Annotated in this window: 20 protein-coding genes and 1 pseudogene; 9 read left to right on the plus strand and 12 right to left on the minus strand. The window is 59.0% G+C overall.

All coding sequences use genetic code 11. The annotated features are described in order from the left end of the window. Window positions 1–282: 282 nt before the first annotated feature. Window positions 283–1,535: pseudogene (locus tag ACSQ36_RS15300) on the plus strand (IS110 family transposase). On the opposite strand, the gene ACSQ36_RS15305 reads toward ACSQ36_RS15300, so the two are convergent. Next, a complete protein-coding gene (locus ACSQ36_RS15305) occupies window positions 1,444–2,001 on the minus strand; it encodes a ShlB/FhaC/HecB family hemolysin secretion/activation protein (RefSeq protein WP_436182518.1) in 558 nt (185 codons plus the stop codon). The pseudogene ACSQ36_RS15300 and the gene ACSQ36_RS15305 overlap by 92 nt on opposite strands. A 237-nt stretch (window positions 2,002–2,238) precedes the next feature. Between ACSQ36_RS15305 and ACSQ36_RS15310 the strand changes: the two genes are divergently transcribed. From ACSQ36_RS15310 to ACSQ36_RS15335, 6 genes are all read left to right on the plus strand, one after another. Further along, entirely contained in the window at window positions 2,239–3,036 is a 798-nt protein-coding gene (locus ACSQ36_RS15310) for a response regulator transcription factor (RefSeq protein ID WP_436182519.1), read from the plus strand. Continuing rightward, window positions 3,033–5,747, plus strand: a complete 2,715-nt coding sequence (locus ACSQ36_RS15315; RefSeq protein WP_436182520.1) for a hybrid sensor histidine kinase/response regulator — start codon at window positions 3,033–3,035, stop codon at window positions 5,745–5,747. The genes ACSQ36_RS15310 and ACSQ36_RS15315 overlap by 4 nt, the downstream gene beginning before the upstream one ends. Before the next feature lie 112 nt (window positions 5,748–5,859). Continuing rightward, window positions 5,860–6,192, plus strand: coding sequence for a hypothetical protein (locus tag ACSQ36_RS15320; RefSeq protein ID WP_436182521.1), 333 nt, complete (start codon window positions 5,860–5,862; stop codon window positions 6,190–6,192). Between the two features lie 1,070 nt (window positions 6,193–7,262). Beyond that, on the plus strand, window positions 7,263–7,712 hold the full coding sequence (locus tag ACSQ36_RS15325) for a hypothetical protein (protein WP_436182522.1): 450 nt from the start codon (window positions 7,263–7,265) through the stop codon (window positions 7,710–7,712). An 11-nt stretch (window positions 7,713–7,723) separates the two neighbouring features. After that, window positions 7,724–7,876: a hypothetical protein gene (locus ACSQ36_RS15330; RefSeq protein WP_436182523.1), complete on the plus strand. Its 153-nt coding sequence runs from the start codon at window positions 7,724–7,726 to the stop codon at window positions 7,874–7,876. Between the two features lie 1,316 nt (window positions 7,877–9,192). Further along, window positions 9,193–9,420, plus strand: coding sequence for a hypothetical protein (locus ACSQ36_RS15335; RefSeq protein WP_436182524.1), 228 nt, complete (start codon window positions 9,193–9,195; stop codon window positions 9,418–9,420). Window positions 9,421–9,483: 63 nt separating this feature from the next. On the opposite strand, the gene ACSQ36_RS15340 is transcribed toward ACSQ36_RS15335, so the two are convergent. After that, entirely contained in the window at window positions 9,484–9,687 is a 204-nt protein-coding gene (locus ACSQ36_RS15340; protein ID WP_436182525.1) for a hypothetical protein, read from the minus strand. Between the two features lie 421 nt (window positions 9,688–10,108). Between ACSQ36_RS15340 and ACSQ36_RS15345 the strand changes: the two genes are divergently transcribed. Continuing rightward, window positions 10,109–11,122: an ABC transporter substrate-binding protein gene (locus ACSQ36_RS15345; RefSeq protein ID WP_436183197.1), complete on the plus strand. Its 1,014-nt coding sequence runs from the start codon at window positions 10,109–10,111 to the stop codon at window positions 11,120–11,122. Between the two features lie 52 nt (window positions 11,123–11,174). Here ACSQ36_RS15345 and ACSQ36_RS15350 read toward each other — a convergent pair whose 3' ends face one another. The 6 genes from ACSQ36_RS15350 to uxuA all read right to left on the minus strand — a co-directional run bounded on the left by ACSQ36_RS15350 (window position 11,175) and on the right by uxuA (window position 17,783). Further along, complete coding sequence (locus ACSQ36_RS15350; RefSeq protein ID WP_436182526.1) at window positions 11,175–12,083, minus strand: SMP-30/gluconolactonase/LRE family protein; 909 nt, start codon at window positions 12,081–12,083, stop codon at window positions 11,175–11,177. Window positions 12,084–12,107: 24 nt separating this feature from the next. After that, complete coding sequence (locus ACSQ36_RS15355) at window positions 12,108–13,088, minus strand: ABC transporter permease (protein WP_436182527.1); 981 nt, start codon at window positions 13,086–13,088, stop codon at window positions 12,108–12,110. After that, window positions 13,085–14,020 (minus strand): ABC transporter permease, encoded by a 936-nt coding sequence (locus ACSQ36_RS15360; RefSeq protein WP_436182528.1) that lies wholly within the window; start codon window positions 14,018–14,020, stop codon window positions 13,085–13,087. Before ACSQ36_RS15360 ends, ACSQ36_RS15355 begins: the two co-directional genes overlap by 4 nt. Then, complete coding sequence (locus tag ACSQ36_RS15365; protein ID WP_436182529.1) at window positions 14,017–15,543, minus strand: sugar ABC transporter ATP-binding protein; 1,527 nt, start codon at window positions 15,541–15,543, stop codon at window positions 14,017–14,019. The genes ACSQ36_RS15360 and ACSQ36_RS15365 overlap by 4 nt, the downstream gene beginning before the upstream one ends. Window positions 15,544–15,636: 93 nt before the next feature. Next, window positions 15,637–16,671, minus strand: a complete 1,035-nt coding sequence (locus ACSQ36_RS15370) for a substrate-binding domain-containing protein (RefSeq protein ID WP_436182530.1) — start codon at window positions 16,669–16,671, stop codon at window positions 15,637–15,639. 50 nt (window positions 16,672–16,721) lie between these two features. Next, the gene (uxuA, locus tag ACSQ36_RS15375; protein ID WP_436182531.1) at window positions 16,722–17,783 is read right to left on the minus strand and encodes a mannonate dehydratase; all 1,062 of its coding nucleotides are present in this window, start codon (window positions 17,781–17,783) and stop codon (window positions 16,722–16,724) included. 145 nt (window positions 17,784–17,928) lie between these two features. On the opposite strand from uxuA, the gene ACSQ36_RS15380 reads away from it, so the two are divergent. Further along, complete coding sequence (locus ACSQ36_RS15380) at window positions 17,929–18,648, plus strand: FadR/GntR family transcriptional regulator (RefSeq protein ID WP_436182532.1); 720 nt, start codon at window positions 17,929–17,931, stop codon at window positions 18,646–18,648. 428 nt (window positions 18,649–19,076) lie between these two features. Here the strand turns inward: ACSQ36_RS15380 and ACSQ36_RS15385 are convergent, their stop codons facing one another. From ACSQ36_RS15385 to ACSQ36_RS15400, 4 genes are all read right to left on the minus strand, one after another. Further along, the gene (locus tag ACSQ36_RS15385; RefSeq protein WP_436182533.1) at window positions 19,077–19,634 is read right to left on the minus strand and encodes a nuclease-related domain-containing protein; all 558 of its coding nucleotides are present in this window, start codon (window positions 19,632–19,634) and stop codon (window positions 19,077–19,079) included. A 296-nt stretch (window positions 19,635–19,930) separates the two neighbouring features. Further along, window positions 19,931–21,142 carry an integrase domain-containing protein gene (locus ACSQ36_RS15390; RefSeq protein ID WP_436182534.1) on the minus strand — a complete coding sequence of 404 codons (1,212 nt, stop codon included), beginning with the start codon at window positions 21,140–21,142 and terminating at the stop codon, window positions 19,931–19,933. A gap of 1,571 nt (window positions 21,143–22,713) precedes the next feature. Further along, complete coding sequence (locus tag ACSQ36_RS15395; protein WP_436182535.1) at window positions 22,714–22,968, minus strand: hypothetical protein; 255 nt, start codon at window positions 22,966–22,968, stop codon at window positions 22,714–22,716. Between the two features lie 336 nt (window positions 22,969–23,304). Then, entirely contained in the window at window positions 23,305–23,592 is a 288-nt protein-coding gene (locus ACSQ36_RS15400) for a hypothetical protein (RefSeq protein ID WP_436182536.1), read from the minus strand. Between the last annotated feature and the right edge of the window lie 1,045 nt (window positions 23,593–24,637).

Below are 24,637 nucleotides of genomic sequence, written 5' to 3' on the forward strand. Positions count from 1 at the left end.
CAGGCCTGCCACCGATCGGCGCGGCGAGCGAGGCGCTGGCATTCAACTGGTACGGTCTCGCCCAGTTCGGGCCAATGCCCGCCCCGCTCAGATTGGCGATATTGGCGCCCCCGTTGCTATCTTCACTCCCCGATAATCGGGGTTTTGGCCAGCCAGGCTCGGCATGATTCCCGCCCCCAGTCGCCCATGATCCGGGGGGGGTATTGTCACCGGGCCTGGTGGGTGGCTGGTGATCGCTAATAGGGACTCGGCCAGAACATCTTGAGGCCGTCCGTAACGTGGATGCCGAGACTTGCCACCGATTTGCAGGCCAAACCGCTCAACCTGCATAAATTTCAATGCAAGAAAACCAACAACATAACTCGGTCGATGTCTTCATTGGCGTCGATGTCGGCAAAGGTCACCACCATGCCGTCGCCCTCGATCGCACTGGAAAGCGCCTGTTCAACAAAACTTTGCCCAACGACGAGACCAAACTGCGTGCCCTCATCACCGAACAAGGCATACGGCCAACTTCTGTTCGTCGTCGATCAGCCCGCCACCATCGACGCGCTGCCCCTAGCAGTCGCACGTGACGAGGGCGTTCTGGTTGCCTATCTGCTGGGTCTGGCCATGCGCCGTATTGCCGATCTGCATGCGGGCGAAGCCAAGACAGACGCCCGCGATGCCGCGATCATTGCAGAAGCTGCGCGTTCGATGCCGCATACGCTACGCTCGCTTCGACTGGCCGACGAACAGCTCGCCGAACTCACAATGTTGTGCGGTTTCGATGACGATCTCGCCGCGCAGAGCACGCAGACCAGCAACCGCATTCGCGGCCTGCTCACCCAGATCCATCCCGCGTTGGAACGGGTTCTGGGGCCACGTCTCGACCATGCGGCCGTGCTCGATCTGCTTGAGCGATACCCGTCGCCCGCCGAACTTGCCGCGACCAGCGAGAAAACCCTCGCCAACCGCCTCACCAAACTCGCACCGCGCATGGGCCGAAGCCTCGCGGCTGAAATCGTTCAGGCACTCAGTGAACAGGCCGTGATCGTACCCGGGACTCAGGCAGCAACCATCGTCATGCCTCGCCTGACGAAGCAACTCGCATCCTTACGTATGCAACGCGACGAGGTTGCCAGCGAAGTGGAACGCCTAGTTCACCCTCTCTGGCCGGTCCTGACCAGCATGCCGGGAGTCGGCGTCAGGACCGCCGCCCGACTCCTCACTGAAGTCGCCCATAAAGCCTTCGCTTCAGCCGCCCATCTTGCCGCCTACCTCGGTCTCGCCCGGTCACCCGACGTTCAGGTTCGTCCATTCGTGGCGAACACCCGTCCAGACGGGGCAACAAGGTGCTCAGGAGAGCGCTCTTCCTCTCCGCCTTCGCCGCCTTGCGGGATCCAGTATCCAGGGCCTATTACACTCGCAAGGTCCGGCAAGGAAAGCGCCACAATCAGGCGCTCATCGCTCTTGCCAGACGACGCTGCGACGTGCTGTTCGCCACGCTGCGCGACGGCACCTTCTACCAACCGAAATCCGCCCCCAATGCTTGACGAAGCACATAGGGCCCCCCCCCGCAAACCGCGCCTTATTGACCGACACGTGCTCGCTGTCGATAAAGGCGATCGCCCGCCATTGCCCGTACCACATCGCCCGGAACGTATGCCGCAATTCGGCAGTGAACAGATATCCCGAGTTACCCGACACCGCTCTGACATCATAGGCGCGCACCGCGTTCGGACCGCCCACGATCATCTGTTGCGACGGATCCAGATTCGCGCTCGCCCACTGCCCCGCCACGCTCAGATACAGCGCGTCGTATACCCCCAGGCTCGGCAGCCGCACCATGTTGCGGTTCCACTTCGAGAAGCCGCCTTGGGTACCCGCCGTCTGAGCATCGGCTGCCTGGGCCGAGCCGTCATCAAAGCCGACGTGGCCGCAGGTCCAGTTCGCGCTCCACGTGTTTACCGCCCCCGCCAGCGGCCCGTCGCGCACATCCGCCGACAGGCTCGCCGTCACGTTGTCCAGATGTCGGTTGGTCTCAATGCCACTCTACATTCACATTCAAACCCCGGTCGCGCGCGCGTGACGCGCGTGAGACCGGGGAACGGGATCCGATTTAAATCGGCGACAATCAGAGCAGAAGCTTGCTGGAGTGCCAAAAAAAAGTTTGCTGGAAGGAAAAATATTAAAAAATAGTCATTTCCAGCCCTCGAACGTGCAAACCAAAGGCCCCGGGTATGGAAAAATAGCGACATGACCGAATGCGCTACTGCCCTCCCAACCACCCATTTGCATGGACTGCGTGTGTTGATCGTCGACGACAATGACGAGGATCGCATGCTGTTGACGGACTTCCTGAGCCAGCAAGGCTGCCGCGTGTATATCGCCAAGGATGGCCGCGACGGCTGTAGAAAAGCTCAGACTGTGCTGCCCGACCTGATCCTGATGGATGTGGCGATGCCAATCCGCAACGGCCTCGCCGCCTGTCGTCTGCTCAAGGCCCATCAGGCAACGCGCCTCATTCCCTTGATCTTCCTGACAACTGCTGCGCTGCCGCGTGAGCGCGTCGAAGGATTGACCGCCGGTGCCGTTGACTACGTCACGAAACCATTCGATTTCGAAGAAGTACGCCTGCGATTGAGTATTCACCTAAAGGTGGACCTAGACGTCAAGGGCAACCAGTTCGAGGACGCCCCTCTTGATGCTGCCGCGGACGTACTCGACACCATGCTGTTTCGCGCCACCCGCAAACTCCTGCTTGAGCATCTTCACGAGACGCCAGAACTGGCCGTGCTTGCAGAATCGGTTGGTTGCCATTCGCGCCGGCTGACCCTCGCATTCAGACGGTGCGTCGGGGTGACGATGTTCGATTTCCTGCGCGAGGAGCGGATGAAAGAAGCGCGTCGGCTGTTGTCCGACACAGCGGTCGACGTACACACGATCGCTACAACACTGGGTTTCAGCAGTACGGGCAACTTTTCCACCGCGTTTCGGGAGCGCTTTGGGCTGTCACCCAGTAGCCTCCGACAGTCGCAGGAAGGACGCGCATGAGGGTCAGCCATTTGGCGGTCGGCTGCGCAACTCGCCTTCGAATCGGGCTCTGGTTCTTGACGATTGTGCTAACCGGCTTCCTGCTGGGCAGTGTTTCCGCTCAGGCCTCATCACAAGACGACGGCTTAGACCTTGCAACGGTGTCTAGCCACTTGCGCCTGACTCGGCAATTGTCGCTTCTCGAGGACAAAACCGGGCAGCTTGAAGTCACTTCGGCATTGACGGGTGCGGGCTGGCACCTCGCCTCGCCCCGAACGCTTCAGCGCGGCTTTACAGCCTCGGCGTTCTGGCTGAAGGGCACGCTGTACAACAGCAGCAATCAGCCTGTGACGCGTTGGCTGTCAGTCGGCGTGGAGCGCCTGGAAGACGTTCGCTACTTCAGCTTTGCACCCGGCGACCGGCTACCGCGAGAGATGCTGCTGTCAGGCAACCGCGAGCCCCTCGGTCTCCGACCCATCAGGGCCGCCTTGCCGGTCTTTCCGGTGACGCTGGCACCTGGAGAGCGAATAAGCTTCGCACTGAGGATACAGAGCCGTTCGACGATCAATATGGACGTCGATGTATGGAACCCGAGAACATTTCGCCAGGTCGAGGAACGCGACTCGATGATCGAGATGCTTCTCGCGGGCTCCATGCTGACGGTCACGCTCTACACGCTGATTCTTGGCGCCATTCGGCGCGACCGGGTATTTTTGCTGCTCGGATGTGCGGTCGTTGCAGAGGTTTTTTACAGCCTTGCATTCCACGGATTTCTATATCGCTACGTTTTGACTGGCGGGGGCGAATGGGTTCTGCGTTCCCCTACCCTCTTCTCATCCGTTGCAGCCGCGTCGTTTAGCGCAATGGCGGTGGCGTTCATGGGACTCGAGCGCGTCTCGTACTGGAGATGGATTTATCGCGCGCTGATCGGGGCACTGATTGCGGCCACCCTCTGGACCGCCGTTGGCGACTATCGCGCGAGCGCCAACGTCGCAATCGATCTTGTGATCCTGTGCAACGTAGTGTGGGCCGCTTCCGCGCTCGACGGCTGGCGCCGCGGCTTCGCCAATGCGCGCCTGTTCCTATTGTCGTTCGCTCCGGACTGCGTGACGCTGTTCTTGAGAATTGCGGTCATCCTCGGCGCGTTCCCGCAGCGGTGGGTCGCCGGCACCGAGATGGCCTGGGATAATCTGTCCGTTTTACTGATGATGGTTCTGATCATCGCCGGACGCACAACGCAGTCTCATCGGGCACAGCGCCAGGCGCAGCAGGATCTGCTGGACGCGCGGGAAAGGGAGCAGGAGCGCCTGGAACAAGCTGTGAACGAACGCACGCATGAGTTGCAGGACGCGCGGATCGCCGCCGACGAAGCAAACGGCGCCAAGACCGACTTTCTGGCCCGCGTCAGTCACGACTTGCGCACCCCGCTGACGTCGATTATCGGTTTTGCCGACCTCGTGCAGGCCGCCGGGCGCGAGGACGCCGAGCGCGGCCGCATCATTCGCCGCAGCGCAAACCATATGTTGACCATGGTGAATGACCTGATCGACTATGCCGGCGGGTCGAATCCCGATGCCTTACGTCCGGAGCCCGTCTATCTCCACGGCCTGCTCGATTCGATCGCGCAGGAAGGTGCAAGCCTGGCCGACAAGCGTGGCAATCGCTTTGTTCTCGATATCCGCGGCGAGTTGCCGCCGATTCTTGAATTGGACAACAAGCGGATCCTGCAGGTGCTCGGCAACCTGATCGACAACGCAACGAAGTTCACTCAGAACGGCACCATCACGCTGTCGGTCGATTGCCAGGCAGGTACACCCAATGCGCCTGTGACGCTGTTGTTCGTGGTCGCCGACACCGGCTGTGGGATCGCGCCTGAGGATAAGGAGCGCATTTTTGAGCCCTTTCTGCGCCTGGACGCTGCGCGCCATGTCCCCGGAATCGGCCTCGGGCTGGCCATCGTCAGGCAATGGATTTTGCGCATGGGAGGTGCCCTTGAGGTCGATAGCGTGCTCGGGGTGGGCACGACAGTTCGCGTTTCATTGACGGCGCGTCCGGTCGACGAGGCAGAGATCACGCGGCACTATGTTTCAGACGCCATCGGCGTGCTCCCGTTGATCGACGGCAGCGGGCTGCGCATTTGGATCGCGGAAGACACTGCGGAAATTCGCCAGTTCCTCACAGACGAACTGTCCAGCCTCGGCTTCATCGTGGAGGCGCTATCGGACGGGCGCGCCATCATCGAGCGCATCATTGAGTCTGATGGTCCGCCCCCTGACCTGATACTGACCGACCACATGATGCCCGGTGCAGACGGTACAGCCGTGCTCGCTGCCACGCGCCGATGCCTTCCCACCGTCCCGGTAGTCGCCGTGTCAGCCACGCCTCAGGCCGTCAGAGCACGCCGGGATGAAGGCGGACTCGGCTACGATGCATGTTTGCTCAAGCCAGTCAATCTGGCCGAGTTGCGCAATACACTGGCTAGACTGCTTCAACTGACGCGCGCGCCATCCGTTGACGATACCTTGAATGACGAGCCCCTGATTCGACCGTCGACGCAGACATTGGCCGAGACGAAGTTGCTCATCGAGTTGGGCGCAATCTCCGACATCATCGACTGGGCTGAAAAGCTCGCGACCGATGACCCGCAATGCGAGGTATTTGCCCTCAAGGTTCGTCATCTCGCCCGGCTCGGCGACCTGGCAGAGCTGCAGTCGCTCTGCCGAGCACCGTGACTTCGCTGCGAGGCGCGCCCACGAGGGACGAAAGCCGCCCAAACTTTCCTCACGGCCGCCACCGCGTCCGTTTCTATCTCAAGTGTGAACGGCGGTCAGAGAGCAACACTAGATGGCGACGTCGATCAGAAACGCGAAACAATTGTGGTCTTCAGAACGATTTCGCGACGGCTGGCGCGGCTCGTCTCAGATGGCTCAACCGACAGCGACGGCGGACGCGCTATGGTCTGTAGAGCAGATATTGAGGGCTGGCAGCTTCGGTGCCGTGATTTTCTGGCAGCAACACGTCCGGTCAGAGCCGTTGAGACGCCTGATATTGGCCGCTCAGTCGACGGAAACGCTGTTTTTCCTGCAGCGCCCTGTCGCGGACGCGATGAACTCCTCGCCGGCGACGCTCCGCCTTGCCGTTCACCCGCTGAAAACGGCGTGTCGGTCGAGATCGTGAAGCGAAAGGGGCCCGCGTCGGCCGGACCGATCGTCATTCGAACGGATCCGATGCCAACCTTGCTCAGTCCGCACACACGAGCTCGCCGGAGCCAGCCGCGGGAAGTCCTGGGATATGGCAACGATTTGGTCGATGCGAATGTCCTGCCGTGAACCGGTAGGCAGTAGCGCGCGTGGCGCAGCGATGCACAATAGCGAGCATGTGAGGCAGAATTGCTCGCCGCTCTATGAGCGTCGACTCGGCGCTGGGACGACTCGATCGCGGCACCGAAGCCGAGCAGTTTAAAACGCAGAGAGCAATGTGAAATTCAGCTACAAGAGTGTCCAAATCGATATAACGTCGCAAGTGACCGCCACCGGGTTTCGAGCGCGGGCGAAGCTTCAGCGCGCGCAACTCGAGGGACAAGACATGGCAGGAGAGCAACATGCGAGCGACCTGGGAAGTTGTTTGACGGCGCAAGAAGCTGTCGATCGCGCGCGGACGTGGGCCATCGCCTTCTGCGATGAAAACTGGGCCTGACTCGCCGACTTGCGTAAAACGCAATCGGAGGAATTCGACGTGAATATAAAGGTCGGAGCCGCCATCGTGAATGGACCCCCACGTCATGCTCTGAGCCCGACCGGGTGCGGGTCCCGCGACGTCTTTGGTGTGAGGCTAATACTGCCAGAGCAGGCTGTTTCCCCACGGCTCAGACTTACTGATGTCACGCGCATGGGGCCTTAGGGCTCGGCCATCCCTGTGCCGCGATCCAAGGTCAGCGACTTGTTTAGGCCTGAGGCACTTTGCAGGCGCGCGTCAGTTTCCGGTGCAGATCACCGCCTGTTTTCAAGAAGTCAGCGAGGAAAGGATCAACTGTTGTCAATCAGGCAGGCGACGGGGACTCGAGGTGACCGCGTCGTAAAGGAATGCGCAGTCGGGATGGGCCACGAATCTGGCCCATAGCCGTCTCTGGCGCGTGCTCATTGCCTTCTTCGCCAAGGTCGTTGCATTGGCAACACACAAACTCGAGCGAGGCACGGGAACATGACTAGTGCCCAGCATGCTGGGCATGCGCTGACTGTTACCAAACCATGGCCCTGTTCGTCGCGAGCGCTCCGGCCACCGCGCATCGCAGATTGACCAGTTTGAAGCAGCAAGGGCTCGTTTCCGTCGATGAAAGCAGTAGGGATCTTCGCGTCAAGCTCGTGGTTCCGACGCGCAAAGCGTTAGGACGACACACCCGGGCTTTCAGTGACCGGTTAAATCGGGGCGATACTTACCAGACAAACAAGCTCCATGCACTATGGGCGCACCTCATCGCAGAAATTACCCTGAACAGGGGTGTTTTCCCGTATGAGGAGGATTGGTGGTCCGTCGATGGTCTTGTGACACGGATGTCCAGTGCGCCTCTAAAGCAGCCGTTTGTCGTCGCCACACCGAAGGACGGCTTCGGATCGGTACAGCCAACCGATCGCGAGGGTAGGCGACCACTGGAGGTCGCCGCGGCAATCCGCGGCAATCGGACAAAATCCCGCAAGTAAGGAGCGTCAAAATGTTGATTGCCTTCGGAGGAGAACCGGGAACCCGAAAGACAACGATAGCGCAAGCGCTCGCTCGCAAGCTCGCCGCAGTTTATCTGCGTATCGATATGTTGGAACAGGCCTTCGGAGCCGTCATGCGGATATTGGCCCCGCTGGCTATTTAGCCGGTATGCGGTTGCTCACGATAATCTACGTTTTGGGTTGACCGTCGTCGCGAATTCGGTCAATTCGTTACATGTTACGCGTAGCTCCTGGAGAAATGTGGCGCTCAAGGTAGGTGCGCGGACCTTCGAGATTGAGTTGATTTGCTCCGATACAACGATGCATCGTCTGAGGAGCGACGGGCCGACATCCGCGGTCATGAGCTTCCGACATGAAAGAGAGTGCTCGAACGTCAATACGATCCATGGGACTCAGCGCATCTTGTAGTCGACACAGGTAACGTCTCGGTAGAGCAGGCCATCGAAACGATCATCCGTGGTCTGTCGACGCCATCTTTTGAGACTCTGATGCTTTCGCCTACGAATGAAGTCGGGTGCGTCCCTGAATAACACAACGTCCTCTGCTACCGCTTTGGAGCCGCGCATTTGTCTCTTGTCGGTCGACTTCTGCCCCGCGTGGACCGACCAATGGCGGCCCACTGCGCCAGTTCAACGTCGGACCGGGTTCGGCCCATAAACGGTCACTCGACGGTTCGGCCAAAATCGTCAGCGATCTGAGATCCCAAGCGAGAAGCCTGCGGCCGATGCCATTTGGCCGGCGTACGTGGCAACCGTGGATCACATTGATGAGGTGGAACAAAAGTCAAGCCTATTGACTGCAGTCAATAGGCTTGAGACCACGGCGCTCTATGCCCAAGTCGCCACCGACATGCTGCCTGAGGTGGTCAGCCCTCTTGAGAGTTTTCATCCTGAGTAGGTCGCCGTCGTGGCACATTACGCGCGGGAGGTGGCCGACGTTGTTCCGCACATCACAGCGGACCGCCTTACTGGAACCCACCCCGCGAAGCCCGTCAGGCGGCCCCCCTCAAAGAGGCCGCCTGAGCTGCAAACCTGTGTCCAGACAATCCGAGATCCGAGCCGGTCCAGTACCGAGTCGTAGGTTGGTATCAAACCGGTACTGTGACGTTGACCCGGTCGGCCAAAGCTTGAGTCACGAAGAAAACGACGTATCCGCAATATCGATCCAGGCTACGCCGTTACGTAATCACGCGGGAAGAACCTGCATCCACCTTTTCGAGTTCGTTAAGCGCTAGTGCAGACGAGATAACACATCGGGCATCTAAGAGAGAAGCCGCGCGTCCACTCTTTCCCGATACTGGCCATTAGAACCGTGTCACAGCCCGGACAAGCAGGAACGTCGGCAGTGTTGGCGGAACTCCGAATGACCGGGGCGCCATCTGCTGGTTCTGGCGTTGTCTTCTGCTCATCGACAGTCCCGGCGGTCTTGGATTTAATTCGGGTCATCGGAACTCAGTCACATGAAAAAGGAAGTCGAAAACCTGCCAGCAACAACTAATGCTGACAGATCTAGGACGCCCTCAAAAAACGAAACCTTGCCGCAATCCGACTTTTTCATGCTTATAGTTTGCATCGGCGAAACGGAACACGAACTGCTGGCCAAGTTGGCCAAGAGAATTGAAACGTTGATTGCAGCCGACAGCGCCGGCATAGGTGCATTCCCTTATACAGAAGTGTCGTTCCCATAGTCGTCGCGTAAGATGCACCAGCGTAATGTGTCTCGGACACGGGCGAAAGCCTGTGATGCTGTATCAAGGATGGGAGTAGGCCCTGGCCTTCGCGATTACCATCGCCATCGCCGCTGTATCGCCGGCCGTCACCGTACACCGGCTCGGCGCGCGCACTCCATCACCCGGTGACAATTTCCAGCTCCTATCACCCAGTTCGAAGGCGACATACAGCCGGCCGACGATCGTTGTATCTTGCCCTCGAAGGGCCATGACAGGCGTATTCATTTTCGTGCTCCTTTCGAAAAACGAGTGTCTGAATCCTCGTTTTACTCCCCAGAACTTACTTTAGCTGGCCCCTTACATAGTATCTAGTTGTTTGAGTGGCGGTTCCTTCAGCTCGTCGAGATGGCGGCTAAACAGCGACTTCTCGTTCGTCTGCTCTTTTGCACCACAGCCGCCGTTACGATCTCCATTGTCGAACTGTGCGCGCCGCTCTAAGACTGCCATTTCAGCTTGATGAGATCACGTGAATGCGCTAGTTTTTCTTCATCGCTCTCTTTGCATCGGTGTGCGAAATACCCCAATAGGCTTACCACGCATTCCCTCAAATCCGTCAAAATGACGCGGTGGCGAGCGCGGCTCGAACGATCGGCTGCGCTTGAATCACATCACATACCAAAGGAGACAGCACGTGCAATCAAGCAGACTGGCATGCAAGATTCTCAGCGTCGCGTTTTTTGTCGGGTTCGCGATTTCGGCATCAGCTCAAGTGGCAACAGGCGATACGTCATCACTGAAAATCGCGCTATCGAATAACTATGCCGGCAACAGTTGGCGCCAGATGATGCTCAACAGTTGGTCCAATGTAGCGGACGCCGCCGTCAAACAGAAAGTAGTAGCGGCCACGCCCACATTTACCACGGCCGAAAGCCAGGCGACCGAACAAGTCCAGCAGATCCAGAATCTGATCCTCCAGGGCTTCAAGGCAATAGTGGTCGATGCTGTCTCCCCCACCGCGCTCAACGGCGTGATCAAGCAGGCTTGTGCAGCGGGTGTGACGGTCGTATCGTTCGACGGCATCGCAACGGAGCCTTGCGCATACAGAATCGCCGTCGACTTTCAGGGCATGGGCAGAATGCAGGTGGATTATCTGGCGAAGCGGCTCAATGGTAAGGGCAACCTGCTCGAGATCCGCGGACTAGCTGGCGTATCGGTCGATGACGAGATTCATCGCGGCATGGTCGACGAACTAAAAAAATATCCCGATCTGAAGGTGGTCGGCTCTGTGCATGGCGACTGGACACAAACGGTTGCGCAGAAACAAGTGGCGAGCATCTTGCCAACGTTGCCGAAAATCGATGGCGTCCTCACCCAGGGCGGCGATGGTTTCGGCGCAGCGCAAGCCCTGAAGGCCGCCGGCAGGCCGACACCGATCATCATTCTCGGCAATCGCCAGGAAGAACTTGCGTGGTGGGCTGATCAGAAGAAGAGCGGCTATGAAACTATGTCGGTGACGATTCCACCGGGTGCGTCGACCTTTGCCTTCTGGGTGACACAGCAATTGCTGGCAGGCAAGAAGATGCCGCACGATATCCGTATGCCCGTGCTCCAAGTGAAATCGGAAGAGCTAGAAGCTGTGCTGGCGAAAACGCCGCCGGGATCTCTCGCGAACAAGGAATACACGCGCGAGGAAGTGGTTGCAGTCGTGGACGGCAAGTAACGAACGCAGCGCCGGCCGATTTGACTGGCCTGCGCTGCGCGTTATTTCCGCCTCAGCGTGCGGCGCCCCGGACGCCGACATGCAGGGCATAGACCGATGAACTCGCTGTAATGAACAGCCGGTTGCGGTTCAAGCCGCCAAACGTCAGGTTGGCCACCACTTCGGGAATCAGGATCTTGCCGAGCAAGGTGCCATCTGGTGCATAGCAGTGCACGCCGTCTTCCGCGCTCGTCCATACGTTGCCGTGTTCGTCCGTCCTCAGGCCGTCCGGCACGCCGCTTTCCATCTCCGCGAAGATGCGTCCGTTGCGCAACGCGCCGTCGCTGGCGACATCGAAGACGCGGATATGGCGTGGCCCATGCGCATCATGCGACGCACCGGAGTCCGCAATGTACAGACGCGCTTCGTCCGGAGAAAACGCGAGCCCGTTAGGCTTGACGAAGTCGTTGGCAACGATGCGCACGTGCGCATCGTCTGGCGAAACACGATACACATTGCAGCTGCCGATCTCACTCGACGCGCGAAAACCTTCGTAATCGCTCAGGATTCCATAGTCAGGATCGGTGAACCAGATCGCGCCGTGCGAATCGATGACAAGATCGTTCGGGGAATTCAGCCGTCGGCCTTCATAATGCGACGCGAGCACGACAACGCGGCCATCGTGCTCTGTGCGCGTGACCTGACGGCCGCCGTGCTCGCAGGTCACCAGGCGTCCTTCGCGGTCGCGCGTATTGCCGTTACTGTAATTGGCGTTGGATCGGTAGACACCCACGCCCATGCTCGGTGCCCAACGCAGCATGCGGTTGTTGGGGATATCGCTCCAGATCAGCAAGTCGGTGGCCGGAAAGTACACTGGTCCCTCTGCCCACAGGCACTCGGCGGTCAGCTTTTGCAATGGCGCATTAAGCAGGACCAGCGGGCGAAAACGGGGGTCGTGCACTTCAAGCTCATCAGATTTCATTTTCTTGTCCTTTTGAAAGCGCATTCAGCGCAACGCCTTGCCGCCGGCCGCGACCGTCACGACAATGATCAGCGCGCCATACACTATCGAGCGCACACCCGCATCAGCGCCGACCGCATTGAGTACGGCATTCGTGAGGAACAGGAACATCGATGCGCCCCAGACCCCGGCGATGGTCGGCTTGCCACCCGTGACGAGCGTGCCGCCGATCACGACCACGGCGATCGATATCAGCATGTACTCCACGCCCATGTCGAGCGACGCGCCACCGGAGACGGCTGCAAGCAGCAGCGCGGTGAACGCGGCGATCACCGACGACAGCACGTAGGCAATGCACCGTGTCCAATGCACATCGACGCCTGCGAGCCAGGCCGCGCGCGAATTCTGTCCGATGGCGGACAGCCGGCGGCCGTAGATGGAACGATGCAGCAGAATGGCGAGCGCAAGCGACAACACGAGCGCCACCAGTGCAATGTATGGGATATGCGCGAGGCTACCGGTTGCAAACGCGCCGAGCACGGCAGGCGGAGGCGGCAGTTGACGGCCTTGCGTGATCGCGAGCGATTGGATGATGAAGCTCGACGAGAGCGTCGCGATGATTGGCGGAATGCGCAGCAGCCGGATCAGCGCGTAGTTGGCGAGCCCGACCGCGATACCCACGCCGAGCACCGCCGCGATACCCAGCGCGATCTGGCCGTTCGCCCCGTTCATCACGTGCATGCTGACGACACCCGCAAGCGCGATCGTGGACGGCACTGACAAGTCGATGTTGCCCACGCCGGACGTGATGACAAGCATTTGCCCGAGACCGACCAGCACCATGAACACGCCGTACACCAGCGCCGTCTGCACCACGTTGCTCGCAATCGAAACCCCAAAGATCCCGACGATAACCAGCCAGACCAGGACCGCACCCACGAACGACCAGGCCCACGGTGCCTGAACGCTTTTGAGCCGGGCAGCTTCTTTATCGTTGCGCACTTCGCTGGAAGTTTGCGGGCTCATTGGCGGTCTCCGCGTTGCAGCAGCACACGCAACGACAGCACGACGATCAGGATCGCCCCTTGCATGCCGACCTGCCAGTCCGACGAAATATTCAGGAAGGCTAGAAACGACGCGGCAAGCGTCAGCGTGATGGCTCCCAGCACGGCACCGATCACGGACACGCGCCCGCCAACAAATTCCCCACCGCCCAGGATCACGGCCGCGATCGACAGAAGCGTATAACGCAAGGCAAGATTGGCATCGGCGGAGGTGGTCAGGCCCAGCAGCGACAAACCCGACAACACGCCGAACAGACCCGCGATGCCATAAAGCGTCGCCTTGCTGCGCACGAGCGACCAGCCGAACCGACGCATCGCGCGCGGATTCCCGCCGGCTCCACGGATTCGCACGCCCGCCGACGTGCGCATCAGCAGCAGATGCCCGAGCACGGCAATCAGCGCGGACCAGACGATAGGCGCCGCGATCCACGGTGTCTGGTAATTCATCGCTGTGCCGAGCCACTCAGGGCTTGTGCCGCCCGGCGAAGGCACCAGCACGATCGCGAGCCCGCTCCAGACGAACGCCAGCCCAAGCGTCACCACAATCGATGGAATCTGCCGCAACTCGATCAGCGCTCCGACCGCTGCGTATGCCAGCACGCAGCCCGCCAGCGCCAGCGCGCCGAGCCACGGCTGCTTCACCAGCAGCGTTGCGCCAATACAGGCCACGAGGCTTACGAATGGTCCAATCGACAGATCCAGGTCGTTGACCGTGATGATCGCGAGTTGCGCGAGCGTCGCTAGCACGATAGGCACAGCAAGGTTCAACAACAGGCTCGAACCGAAATAGCTCATCGTGGCCGGCTGCAGGAACAGGATCGGCACGAGCACGGCGACTAGCGAAATGGCCGGAAGCAATGCGCGCAATCGCGCGTGGGTAATCGCAAGCGTCATGCGGCACGCTCCTCGAAACTGGCGGCCAGGAGCGCTTCCTCCGTGCATTCGTCAGCGTGTAGCACGCGCGTGACGGATGCCGAACGAAACACATAAGTCCGGTCGCAATACATCAGTTCCTCGTTCTCGGTCGTGTACCAGATGAAGGTGCGGCCCTTCGCCGCTTCGTCGCGCACGAGTTGATAAATATCCCGTTTCGTGCCGACATCGACACCGCGAGTGGGATCATCCATCAGGATCAAGTCAGCATCCGATGCGAGCGCGCGGGCGAACAGCACCTTTTGCTGGTTACCGCCGGACAGCGAAAGAATGCTCGCGCTCATCGATGCCCCACGAATCCCAATCTTCATCCGCCACGCCTCGACGACCGCGCGCGCCGCAGCAAGATCCACGAGCCCGCGAATCGACGGCCACTTCCCCCTCGCCCTACTCGCTTCAGCCATGCCACCGCTCAACCAACGCAGATCGAGGTTCTGCGCGATCGACCACACGGGAAACACGCCGTCGCGCCCGCGATCGCCTGCCACGAAGGCCACCTTCGCGCGACCAGTTCCGCGGCTTGTGGCGGCTTCGTAGATGGCGAGCAGTACCTCCGTCTGCCCTTGTCCCGCGAGCCCCGCAAAGCCGATCACCTCGCCGCGCGAACCATCGATCTTCGTTCGCCGTCCCGCGCCGAGCGCCCATTGGTATTGCGGCTCAGCGGACTGCTCGACACGGGCCCGCAGGGCGGCCGGCGTCTTGTCGGCGTCGAGGTGCTGCCCCATCGCGAGGATGATTGCGTCGCGGCTGAGATTGTCCCGCGCGAGCACGCTAACAATGCTCCCGTCACGCATCACCATTACGCGGTCCGCAACGCGCTGTATCTCGCCCAGCATGTGGGTGATGAGCAGGCACGTGATGCCGCCCTGCGCCGCTTGGCGCACGAAGGCGAGCAACTGTTCCGCGGTATGTGCGTCGAGCGACGATGTGGGTTCGTCGAGAATCACGAGACGCACGGGGGTATCGGTGATGGTGAAACCGCGGGCAATCTCAACCATCTGCCGTTGCGTGAGCGTGAGATCGGAAACCAGTTCGTTGCCGCTCAATCCGTTGCCGGGAAATATCTCTTCCAGCTTCTCACGCATGAGGGCGGTGGCCCGCCTCCGCCAGCCGCGCCCACGCAGTTGCGGATGCACGATGCACATGTTCTCGGCAACGCTCAGGTTCGCGCAAAGCGACAACTCCTGGAACACGCAGCGCACGCCGGCGTGGCGTGCAGCATTGGCGTCGTAGCGCGGCGACGGTGCGCCACCGACTTCGATGTGTCCTTCTGTCGGCTCGAAGACGCCCGCGAGCACGGCCATGAGCGTCGATTTTCCAGCGCCGTTGTGCCCGGCGATGCCGACGCACTCGCCCGGCAGGAAGCTGAAGTCGATGTCCGTCAGCGCGCGCACGCGGCCGAATGTCTTGCCGATGCCGTGGAACCGGATCAGCGCTTTGCGCCTTGTGTCTTCCGTCTCGCCCGCGCTTATTATTTCGCCCATTTACATGCTCCGCGTGTCTGCTTCGGACATACCCCAACACCCCAACCGCCCGGGGTCGGGTGAACGCGCCTGCCGCCAGCGGGCGCGTCCAGCTTATTTCTTGTCGAGCTGCGCGACGGTCTGCGGCAACGTATAGGTCACATCGCTGATGCCGCCCTGCGGCGTCGCCGACAGCTTTGCCTGCAACTGCTCCTGCGAAATCTCGAGGAGCGGCACGTTGATGGTCACATCCTTCGGGATATTCTTGCCGGCCAGCACCTGCTGTGCAACCCAGAAGGCAAACGATACCGCGCCCGGGGGATTCGACAGCGAACGCGACTGATAGCCACTTTTCGATTGCTCGTTCCACCAGTTGAGCTCTGCATACGTGCTGCCGATAATCATCGGCGGCACTGGGCGGTTGGCCGCCTTGAAGGCCTGCGCAATGCCAAACGACATCTCGCCTTCGGTCGCCACGCCATCGACTTGCGGCAGCGTCGGCAGGATGCCGGCCACCGCCTTCTGCGCCACCGATTGTGTCCAGTCTCCGTTTACCGAACCGACAAGCTTCATGCCCGGGTACTTCTTCAGTCCCGCGAGCACGCCCTCGTGCATGAGGTTATCGACGGAGATGCCTGCCACGCCTCGCACTTCGAGAATATTGCCCTTGCCATTCAAACGCTTCGCCAGATAATCGACGCCCGCCTCGCCCCAGCCGCGAAAATCGAAATTGACCCGATACGCGCACGGTTCATCGACGACGCCATCGAACGACACCACGACCACGCCAGCGGCGCAAGCCTTCTTGATCGTACCGTTGAGCGCGGTGGGCGAAACGGCGTCGATCACGATCGCGTTATAGCCTTGTAGGATCAGGTTCTGCACCTGCTGGGCCTGCTCCGTCACCTGGTTCTCGGCGGTCGTAAACGCAGGCGCAGCAGCGACTTTCTTGTCCTGCACCGCAGCGGTCGATACCGCACCCCAGCTCTTGAGCATCGACTGCCGCCAGGCGTTACCCGCGAAGCTATTGGACAGTGCGATCTTTTTTTGCGACGTGTCGCCGGTGGCCACCTGTGCGTGCGCCGAAGACACCACCATGCACGACGCCAGCGCAAGCGCGGCGAACCCCTGCTTTTCTGAACAGTTCATCAATTTCGTCTCCTGATTACAGCGTTTTGGGTTTTAGTGCTGCGGTCGCGTTACGTTTTGCGCCAAGCCGGTTCCTTCGCCTTGCGTATGCCTTCCCAGAGGCCGTTCAGATAGACCGCGCCGAGTGCGCGATCGTAGAGGCCGTACCCTGGCTTGCCGGTCTCGCCCCATATCATGCGGCCGTGGTCCGGACGGATATAACCGGTGTAATCTGCATCGCTATAGGCCTGCATGATCGCCGCCATGTCGAGCGAACCATCGGCCGTTCGATGCGCAGTTTCGTGGAAGTCGCCTTTGTCGTTCACCTTGATGTTGCGCATGTGCGCAAACGGGATGCATCCCCGGGCAGCGAATTCGCGGGCGATCGCGGCGACGTCGTTCGCGGTGTCAGCACCGAGCGAGCCGGAACATAACGTGAGCCCGTTCGCGGGGCTATCCACAATGGCAAGTACGCGTTCAAGGTCCGCGCGGTTCTTGACGATACGCGGCAAGCCGAAAATGGGCCGTGGCGGATCGTCGGGATGGATCGCCATGCGGATCCCAGCTTCTTCCGCCACGGGAATGATGCGTTGTAAAAAGCATTCGAGGTTGGCCCAGAGGCGCTCTTCATCGCAGGACGCGTATTCGGTCAGCAGCGCACGCAATTGGCCTGCGTCGTAGCTCATATCCCAGCCGGGCAACTGGATGCCGTCATCCGGGTCGATGCCCGCGACAGTGTCTACGTCGAACGCAAGAGTGGTCGAGCCATCGGGCAGGCGCTTCTCAAGCGTGGTCCGGGTCCAGTCGAACACCGGCATGAAGTTGTAGCACACAACCTTGATGCCGGCCGCGCCCAGATTGCGCAGCGTCTGCGCATAATTCGCGATCAATGCGTCCCGCGACGGCTTCCCCAGCTTGATGTCTTCATGCACCGGCACGCTCTCGATCACGTCGAGTGCCAGGCCTGCCGCATGGATGGTGTCCCTCAGTTCGACGACTTTCTCGAGCGGCCATACTTCACCGACCGGCACGTCATAGATGGCTGAAACAACGCCATACATGCCCGGGATCTGACGGATATAGTCCAGCGTGACGGGGTCGTCCCGACCGAACCACCGGAAAGTCATCTTCATGTCTTGGCCTTTTAAGGACGCATCCTGAACTCACGGGATGCTATGCTCGCAAACAGTAGTTTGGTCTGGTGGTCAGGCCACTAGACCACCGAAGAAGTATAGCGGGTCGCTTTTGGGCGCGCAATTTAATTGATGGAGTGAAGCGATGGAACTGCCGAGCCTCAAAGCGGAGCGCTTGTACCAGAAGATTTCGACGTTGGTCATCGCGCTTATTAAGGACGGCACGTTTAAACAAGGACAGGCATTGCCGGCCGAGCGCGAACTGGCGAAACAACTTGGGGTCGGCCGGTCATCGGTGCGCGAAGCCCTGATCGCACTCGAAATAGCAGGGTGGGTCGAAATCCGCACGGGCACTGGCGTGTTCGTCCGTCAACCTGATGAAGTCCGCATCGAGTCCGCACTAATAGACGCGGAGTTCAGCGCGACGGATTTACTGTTCGCGCGCGCGGTGATCGAGGGCGAGATCGCGGCGCTTGCAGCTAAAAACGGCACTGAGGCGCAGCGAGAAGATCTGGCGCGGAACATCGGCATGCTGGAGGCGCAATCGGTGAACAACGCCGCGTTTCTCGAGGAGGACAAGCGCTTTCACTTGCTTATCAGCGAAATGACCGGCAACGCGGTGCTAACCGAGGTGATGACGGTTCTCTGGAACAAGCGTTATAGCCCTATGTTCACTCATCTCGAGACCTTTTACGCCGACGAGCACATTCCTGTCGCGATGAATGCGGACCATAGACGAATTGGCGAGGCGATCCTGAATCGCGACGCGCGCGCGGCAAAAAATGCGATGCGTGCGCATCTGCGCAATGTGCATCGCAGACTGTTCGCGGACGCACCGGACGACGTGCTGCCTGACAATGGCTAGGAATCGCTCCATTTCGATCACCGGTTCCCGGCTGCGCCGCGAGCGCTACGGCCGGCCGCCGCTCCCCTGCCCTCGGGAACCGACGGATATAAGGTTTGCGAGGCATCAGTAATTCGACGAGCTTTCCCGTCTGCTTTGGTTGTTGCGTACGTTGCAGGGGAAACGACAAGTTCTCTGCGCGAAACCACAACTAGACACGGCGGGCTGTTCCGAACTCGCTAAAGCGGGTGAACACCGCACGCAGCGCATCGACAACGGCTTCGTCAGGGCGTCGCGGTCCTTCACCTTCAGCCTCGTGCAGCCCATCGACGTCCAATCCGACAACAGCCGCGTGGTCGGCCGTTGTCTGACGCGATTGTGAGCTCCCTTCGTTGTTGATAGGCAAACGTGAGGCGCGACACAACGCGCGCACATCGGTTCTCGTTCGATTAACGCCGCCGCAGGGCGATCATTCGCGCACAATGTTCATCGAACGCTTCGGGTCGAGAGTCTAAGCGGCTTTCAATGACATTGACCACACGCGCCACGCTGACATGTCGCTGCCGACTCGAAAAGAACCGGATCGTGCGCAGCCGTAGGTAATGGTAGAGCTCATCCGCCTCAAGTATCGATTCAGGCAAAAGCGGATGCAGCGCGCAAGGGAGAGTGGCCGCAACGGCGAGACTTTCAACCAGGCATGCGTGCTGCAAGAGCAACGAGCGCAGGCATCGAACGGCGGCAGCTTGTCGTCGGACCGGTGAGGTGCGCAGCACTACTTCACCCCCTTCGTTGATGACGCTTAGCGTTTCTGCATCAGGGCCCGGCGCAACACGTCCCCGAAGCTGCATTGCCATCGCGACGAACGCACCGAAGGGCGTCACAACCAGTACGTCGAGCTTTGTCGTGGGAAAGCGTGTCCCGGGTGCGTGTATCAAGATCACGCGCTCGCGTAAGACATAGTCGTCAACGCCCAGACGATCCAGCGTTTGCCGAAATATATCCGACACTGAGAGCGTTGCTGAGCCCACGTCGGTCGGAATGCAGGGCACATTTTTATTTACGGTGTCGCGTGCGCTCTCAGAGCAATCGGGGGTGCCGGTTTTGCCTACAGCTGTTTGGATCAAGATACTCATCTCGTTCAGTTAGGTTAATACCAGCCTACTGAGAAGGTGAGAAAGTCAAGCAACGACGCCGGCAGATCGGGACAGTCAGGCACGAATCGAGCGACCTAGGTCGCTCACTCCTAAGGAGCGCCGGAAGGTAGCGCGACGTTCCGCGACGCTTCGCACCTTCCCTCAAACAACTAAGCATCGTCGGCACCGGCGGACCGTGCAGGGCCATCGGCTTCGGTTTCGGAGTTGGCTTCGGCTTCGGCGTTGGCGAACTTTCCAAGCACGCGGTACAGCGCCTGGCGCGAAATGCCGAGCGCCTTTGCAGCATGCGATTTGTTGCCTTTCGCTTGTTCGAGGGCTGCGAGCGCCTGCGCATAATTGACAACAGGGGTGTCCGCTTTCCGGATCGCCGCGAACGACGAGATGTATGCACTCGCCTTCGTTGCTAGCCCGTGGCCTGCGGCCGCCACAATTCGCTCCATTGCCAATTGGTGCAACTCAGGATTTGGGCGGTGGTCGGGGCGCTTGATAGGTGCGGGTACCCCGGTTATCCTTTCGTACATGCGCTGGAGGTACGCGTGGCGCAAGCCGTGAACCGTCACGCCCAAGGCCTTGCGTGCAACGCCTTGGCCCTGCAATACGTCATAGAAATGACGATACCATTTTTTAAGCGTCCATGGCTCAGGAATCATCGAGCCCGTGCGCTGGTTCGACAGGCGAGCCGCACGGATCAATAACTCGTATTGCCACTCCTCCTCAATGGGTACCACGCGCGGACGGCCTCCTTTCGTGCCATCAACAATTTGCAGATGCCCTGAAAGACGCAAACACTGCAGTGGCCGCAACAGCATGCTCTCCTGCGCACGCAAGCCGAATGCCGACTGTAACTCAACCTGGATCGCCACCCAGCGGTCTCGCTCAGTCAGACGCGCGATAACATCATCGACGTTCACGTTCGCCGCTTCCCACGACTTATCCTTCTGCGCTACGTAATAGCGCCGATATCCTTCGGGTCGCTCGATGTAGTCATCTACCGTCCCGACGAGTTGATGTTTGCCCATCCATGCGGCAAGCGTGCGCCAATAGGTCAGTTTGTTTTCGACCGTCCCTGGACTTTGCTTCTTTTTGTTCACCCATAGGTTCACAAGATGACGTATGTGTTTCTCCGCAAGATTCCAGGGCGTCTCAAGCGCAAAACCATCGGCACGAAGTTCTTTAAACCCGGCAATTAAGCTGACGACGCGACGCTCCTGCGTCTTTATCGAAATTGCGTTTGCGGTTACGCGCGTTTTGCTGTGTGCGCGGAAAATATGTTTCTCGAAAAGCTTTTGAAGCTCATCTCTCAGACGCTTTGGAAGCTTTGAGGTGTCTAGCGCACGCGAAAAATTCAAAATAACTTTCATGTATCGGCCAATTTAAAAAGCGGCGTCATCCCTATCAAAATGACGCCACGGGTTGATGATTAACTGCACGCTTGCATTCCTGGACTTTAGCGATAAATTTTTGATCCACCCGAGCCAGGGAAGCACTGAGCTCTGATGGTCCTCGCCCTATCGCAAGGACGCGGCTACCCAACCACTGCGCTCAGGCAGCAACTAGGCAATTCTTCTTGCGCGTTTTTTTATTCGGCAGCGCGAGCCGATCGATATGGTTTAGAAACCCGCACATTGATGTGCAGATGGTTTCCCGCCCGTGTTCAAGCGAATGCATCACGGTCGCGTTGTATTTGGACACGTGTGCATTCAGCCCAGCGTTTGCTGATCGGGCGACGACAAAAAGCGAGCGATTGGCCGATATGTACGGACCTAAATAGCCTCAGTCGGGCGTGGTTTTCATAGTCAACTGAAAACCTCACCTCAGCGGATGGTCCGGAGCACTCAGTTTCCGAACGTTGACGCGGTAAAAAATGAGCAACAACGTTGCTTACAAAACAAGAAACACATCCGTCGAAGAGCGGACGTGCGTGTGCACAAAATTGAGTGCGTCGCACTCGGGTCGATGCGTCTCGGACGCAGATAGGTAAGTAGAATAATAGTCATCCAGACAGACGAGAATCGTCTGAAAGCTCTGAATTTTGATACGGCTTTTTCTTTTAGCCCGTCACGGTGAGATTAAGGCCGATTTACTCCTCGTTTTTTAGACGCGTTTTCCTTACTGGAAATTTCGTCAATCACGGGCAAAATGAAATCTGCTTTCGACAGCTATCGCAACTTCGGGCAGGAAGTCGAGTCGCGTATCGGCCGGTATCATATAAACGCCCGAGGGTGATCGTGCCGGCACAATGTAGAGAAAACCGCCCTGCCTTTTGTCGTTGTAGGTTCGAGCCAAACGACTCTGCGAGCATCGACATACCATCGCTTTTATGCACGAGAGGGTGTCGTCGTTACAGGTCGAACGCGAAAAAACCTGTGGGCGCAGTGGGCGACTAGAGCAAGAATGAACGAATCCGAAAAAAGGCTCCGACGAAAGTCAGCCGTCGTTGATTGACGTCCTTCAGCATGGCTGATCTTGACTCTCGAAAAGGCCTCTAGCCCCAAAAATAACAATTCAGAATGCCGCTTGGGTGGAGTCTTAAGCGATTCGGGCGACAGAATCAAACGGTGCGTGCAACATGTTGAAGGGGGTAACCCGGAAAGCTCACGAAATACACATAGCTTTCCGGTTAGCAGGCGTGCCGAAGTGTGTCAGGTTTTTTGTCATATTCGCTCAGCCCATTCACCGGCCCTGTCGGTTGGCCGTTGTGCAAAACCTAGACCACAACTAGACCACAACACCCCAACCTCCTGCCCGGTGTTGGCCGTATCGACATAGTTGTCGCTCTCGTGGATGTCGTCGGATAACCCTGCCGACGCTCCGATTCGTGCAGAACACGGCCCCTTACGCCTTTCCATGTCGCATTAGTGAAGATCGACTCGAGAAGGATCTCCGCTCGCTGCGCAGAAGGTAACGATTTATGGGTCTGCACGAGACGGGGTCAATCAAGCAACGCGAGTAACACCTTTATCCGAGACTGGTGGATGGGGAGTAACTCGAAAGAACTTTCAATAAAAGCGATTCTTCTGCGCCAATAGGCCATATCCAGGCCGTAGATCGGAGTGTACGGGGCGGCCCCGGCTATAAGCCGCATGACCTGTTCGAGATGGTTTAGCTCTGCGTCTGCGAGCAGTGACGGGCGCGCTTTCGTGCGGGTCGCCGCCGCCCGTAGTTTCGTCAGATTCAAATTCTTCATCTGCAACGCCCGATGAGACCGCAATTGGCGTGTGCGGGGCCGACCAGGCCCGTCGACTCAATGCGACCCGGTGGGCGTGCGATAGCGATCGCTACAGCCGTGAGACGGGCGGATATCTCAGGCGAAGCGCCGACCCTGCACGCGGCAAGGCTAGTGATCGGGCGTGGAACCCGGTAAACATCGAAGGATCGGAACATGTCGAAGGAGGATCAAATGTGATAACCCAGCTTCTCAGTTCGTGCGCAAAGTCAAGCATGACGAAGTATTGCCCATCATTCTTCGCAGCTCTTTTAAGGCGAATACTCCCTGCCATTACAAAAAATCCACCAGTCAGTTTCAGATGTTCCATGCTTCGTCTGCTCTAGCCATAGTGTCTTTAGAACATCGCTGAACGTTGGACACCTTCAAGCCCAATGATTTAACCCGGCCGATCGTCTTGTTGCACGTGTATTCACGTTGGTGTTTCCTTGCCTTCAGTAAATCATTTCTGCGTTTAGCTGAAAGGCGTTGCAGATGAATGCCGGCGACCGGCACGGCTTCTCGCGTATTCAACACAAAACGCATCCCGTTGGGAGAGATATCGGCGCGAGGAAAAAATGCACGACGCGATTGCGCGGCCAACATACGATCGAGCCGCCCATAAAGCGCTGCTCCTCACTTTCGTATCACAGTTGCCACAAGGATCTGCACCTTGGGCAGTGGGCGAGATCCACCCCCAGCCCTCCCGGCATGCGGATCAGCGCCGGGCGGATCGAGAAGTTGGCTCATGGGAGCCAGAGAAATACCAAGGCTGTCAACGTAAGAAGACGTGAGCACACGGTGTGAGTCAGAAAGGTCATAGCTGAACCCAATCAGCCGCCATCATCGGAATACCGCGCGTGGAAAGAGCTATATAAATTGCGAGCTTTTCAATTCCCGTGCCACCCCACCGCGCCGTAGACTCTCTCCATTCCCGCGCCATTGCGCATCGATCCAAGCCGACCAGCTCGCTGGTCGCTTCTTTTCTTGTTCGCTGTTACGCAAGACGCTTCTCGACACGCAATGCGCCACGCGTCCTGCCCTTCTGATCTCAAGTATGGGCCGCCCAATGGCCTCCTAGGCAGTGACGGCTCACGTGCCCTGCAACTTTTAGTTCAATGCGTTTTCGCGTAAACGCCTCCCGAACGAACACGGCCGGATGGCGAACGTGCGACCGATCTTCTACAAAACGCTCGCACTGTAGTCGCGGTCTTTTCCGTCGCGTGTGCGATCGCTCGCATGGCCGTTCTTCGCAGTTCGCAGGCAAGCTTGCCCCGCCGCCGACACGAAGGTCACGGCTGTCAGCCGGCGTCCGGCAACGATTAACGCGCTTGATTGTTCTCTGTTTTGCAGTGTTCGGACAGCGCACCTGCGTCGTCACCCCCACCGATGCGACTGGTCTGAACGAACGTGCTTTCCGGCTCATATGCGCTCGGGCACCACCGTGATTGAACGCGTTTTCTATTGGATGATGCGTGCTTATAAGGGCTTGGACAGCTTATACCGAGTGCACACCGGAGCTTCACTTGTCATGAAAATTGATGAATAACAGCAAACCATCAATCGAATTTTTCCCCAGTGGGCCGGTTTTCCCAATTGCCCACTGATCCACGGCGTCATTCCTTCAAGATGACGCTTCCCTTGCGGGGCG

Source organism: Caballeronia sp. LjRoot34, assembly GCF_964253815.1.
GTDB lineage: Bacteria > Pseudomonadota > Gammaproteobacteria > Burkholderiales > Burkholderiaceae > Caballeronia.

Coding starts and splice junctions, on each gene's coding strand:
- ACSQ36_RS15310 (WP_436182519.1), top strand. CDS start 2,239: ATGACCGAATGCGCTACTGCCCTCCCAACCACCCATTTGCATGGACTG.
- ACSQ36_RS15315 (WP_436182520.1), top strand. CDS start 3,033: ATGAGGGTCAGCCATTTGGCGGTCGGCTGCGCAACTCGCCTTCGAATC.
- ACSQ36_RS15320 (WP_436182521.1), top strand. CDS start 5,860: ATGGCGACGTCGATCAGAAACGCGAAACAATTGTGGTCTTCAGAACGA.
- ACSQ36_RS15325 (WP_436182522.1), top strand. CDS start 7,263: ATGGCCCTGTTCGTCGCGAGCGCTCCGGCCACCGCGCATCGCAGATTG.
- ACSQ36_RS15330 (WP_436182523.1), top strand. CDS start 7,724: ATGTTGATTGCCTTCGGAGGAGAACCGGGAACCCGAAAGACAACGATA.
- ACSQ36_RS15335 (WP_436182524.1), top strand. CDS start 9,193: ATGAAAAAGGAAGTCGAAAACCTGCCAGCAACAACTAATGCTGACAGA.
- ACSQ36_RS15340 (WP_436182525.1), bottom strand. CDS start 9,687: ATGAATACGCCTGTCATGGCCCTTCGAGGGCAAGATACAACGATCGTC.
- ACSQ36_RS15350 (WP_436182526.1), bottom strand. CDS start 12,083: ATGAAATCTGATGAGCTTGAAGTGCACGACCCCCGTTTTCGCCCGCTG.
- ACSQ36_RS15355 (WP_436182527.1), bottom strand. CDS start 13,088: ATGAGCCCGCAAACTTCCAGCGAAGTGCGCAACGATAAAGAAGCTGCC.
- ACSQ36_RS15360 (WP_436182528.1), bottom strand. CDS start 14,020: ATGACGCTTGCGATTACCCACGCGCGATTGCGCGCATTGCTTCCGGCC.
- ACSQ36_RS15365 (WP_436182529.1), bottom strand. CDS start 15,543: ATGGGCGAAATAATAAGCGCGGGCGAGACGGAAGACACAAGGCGCAAA.
- ACSQ36_RS15370 (WP_436182530.1), bottom strand. CDS start 16,671: ATGAACTGTTCAGAAAAGCAGGGGTTCGCCGCGCTTGCGCTGGCGTCG.
- uxuA (WP_436182531.1), bottom strand. CDS start 17,783: ATGAAGATGACTTTCCGGTGGTTCGGTCGGGACGACCCCGTCACGCTG.
- ACSQ36_RS15380 (WP_436182532.1), top strand. CDS start 17,929: ATGGAACTGCCGAGCCTCAAAGCGGAGCGCTTGTACCAGAAGATTTCG.
- ACSQ36_RS15390 (WP_436182534.1), bottom strand. CDS start 21,142: ATGAAAGTTATTTTGAATTTTTCGCGTGCGCTAGACACCTCAAAGCTT.
- ACSQ36_RS15395 (WP_436182535.1), bottom strand. CDS start 22,968: ATGAAGAATTTGAATCTGACGAAACTACGGGCGGCGGCGACCCGCACG.
- ACSQ36_RS15400 (WP_436182536.1), bottom strand. CDS start 23,592: ATGTTGGCCGCGCAATCGCGTCGTGCATTTTTTCCTCGCGCCGATATC.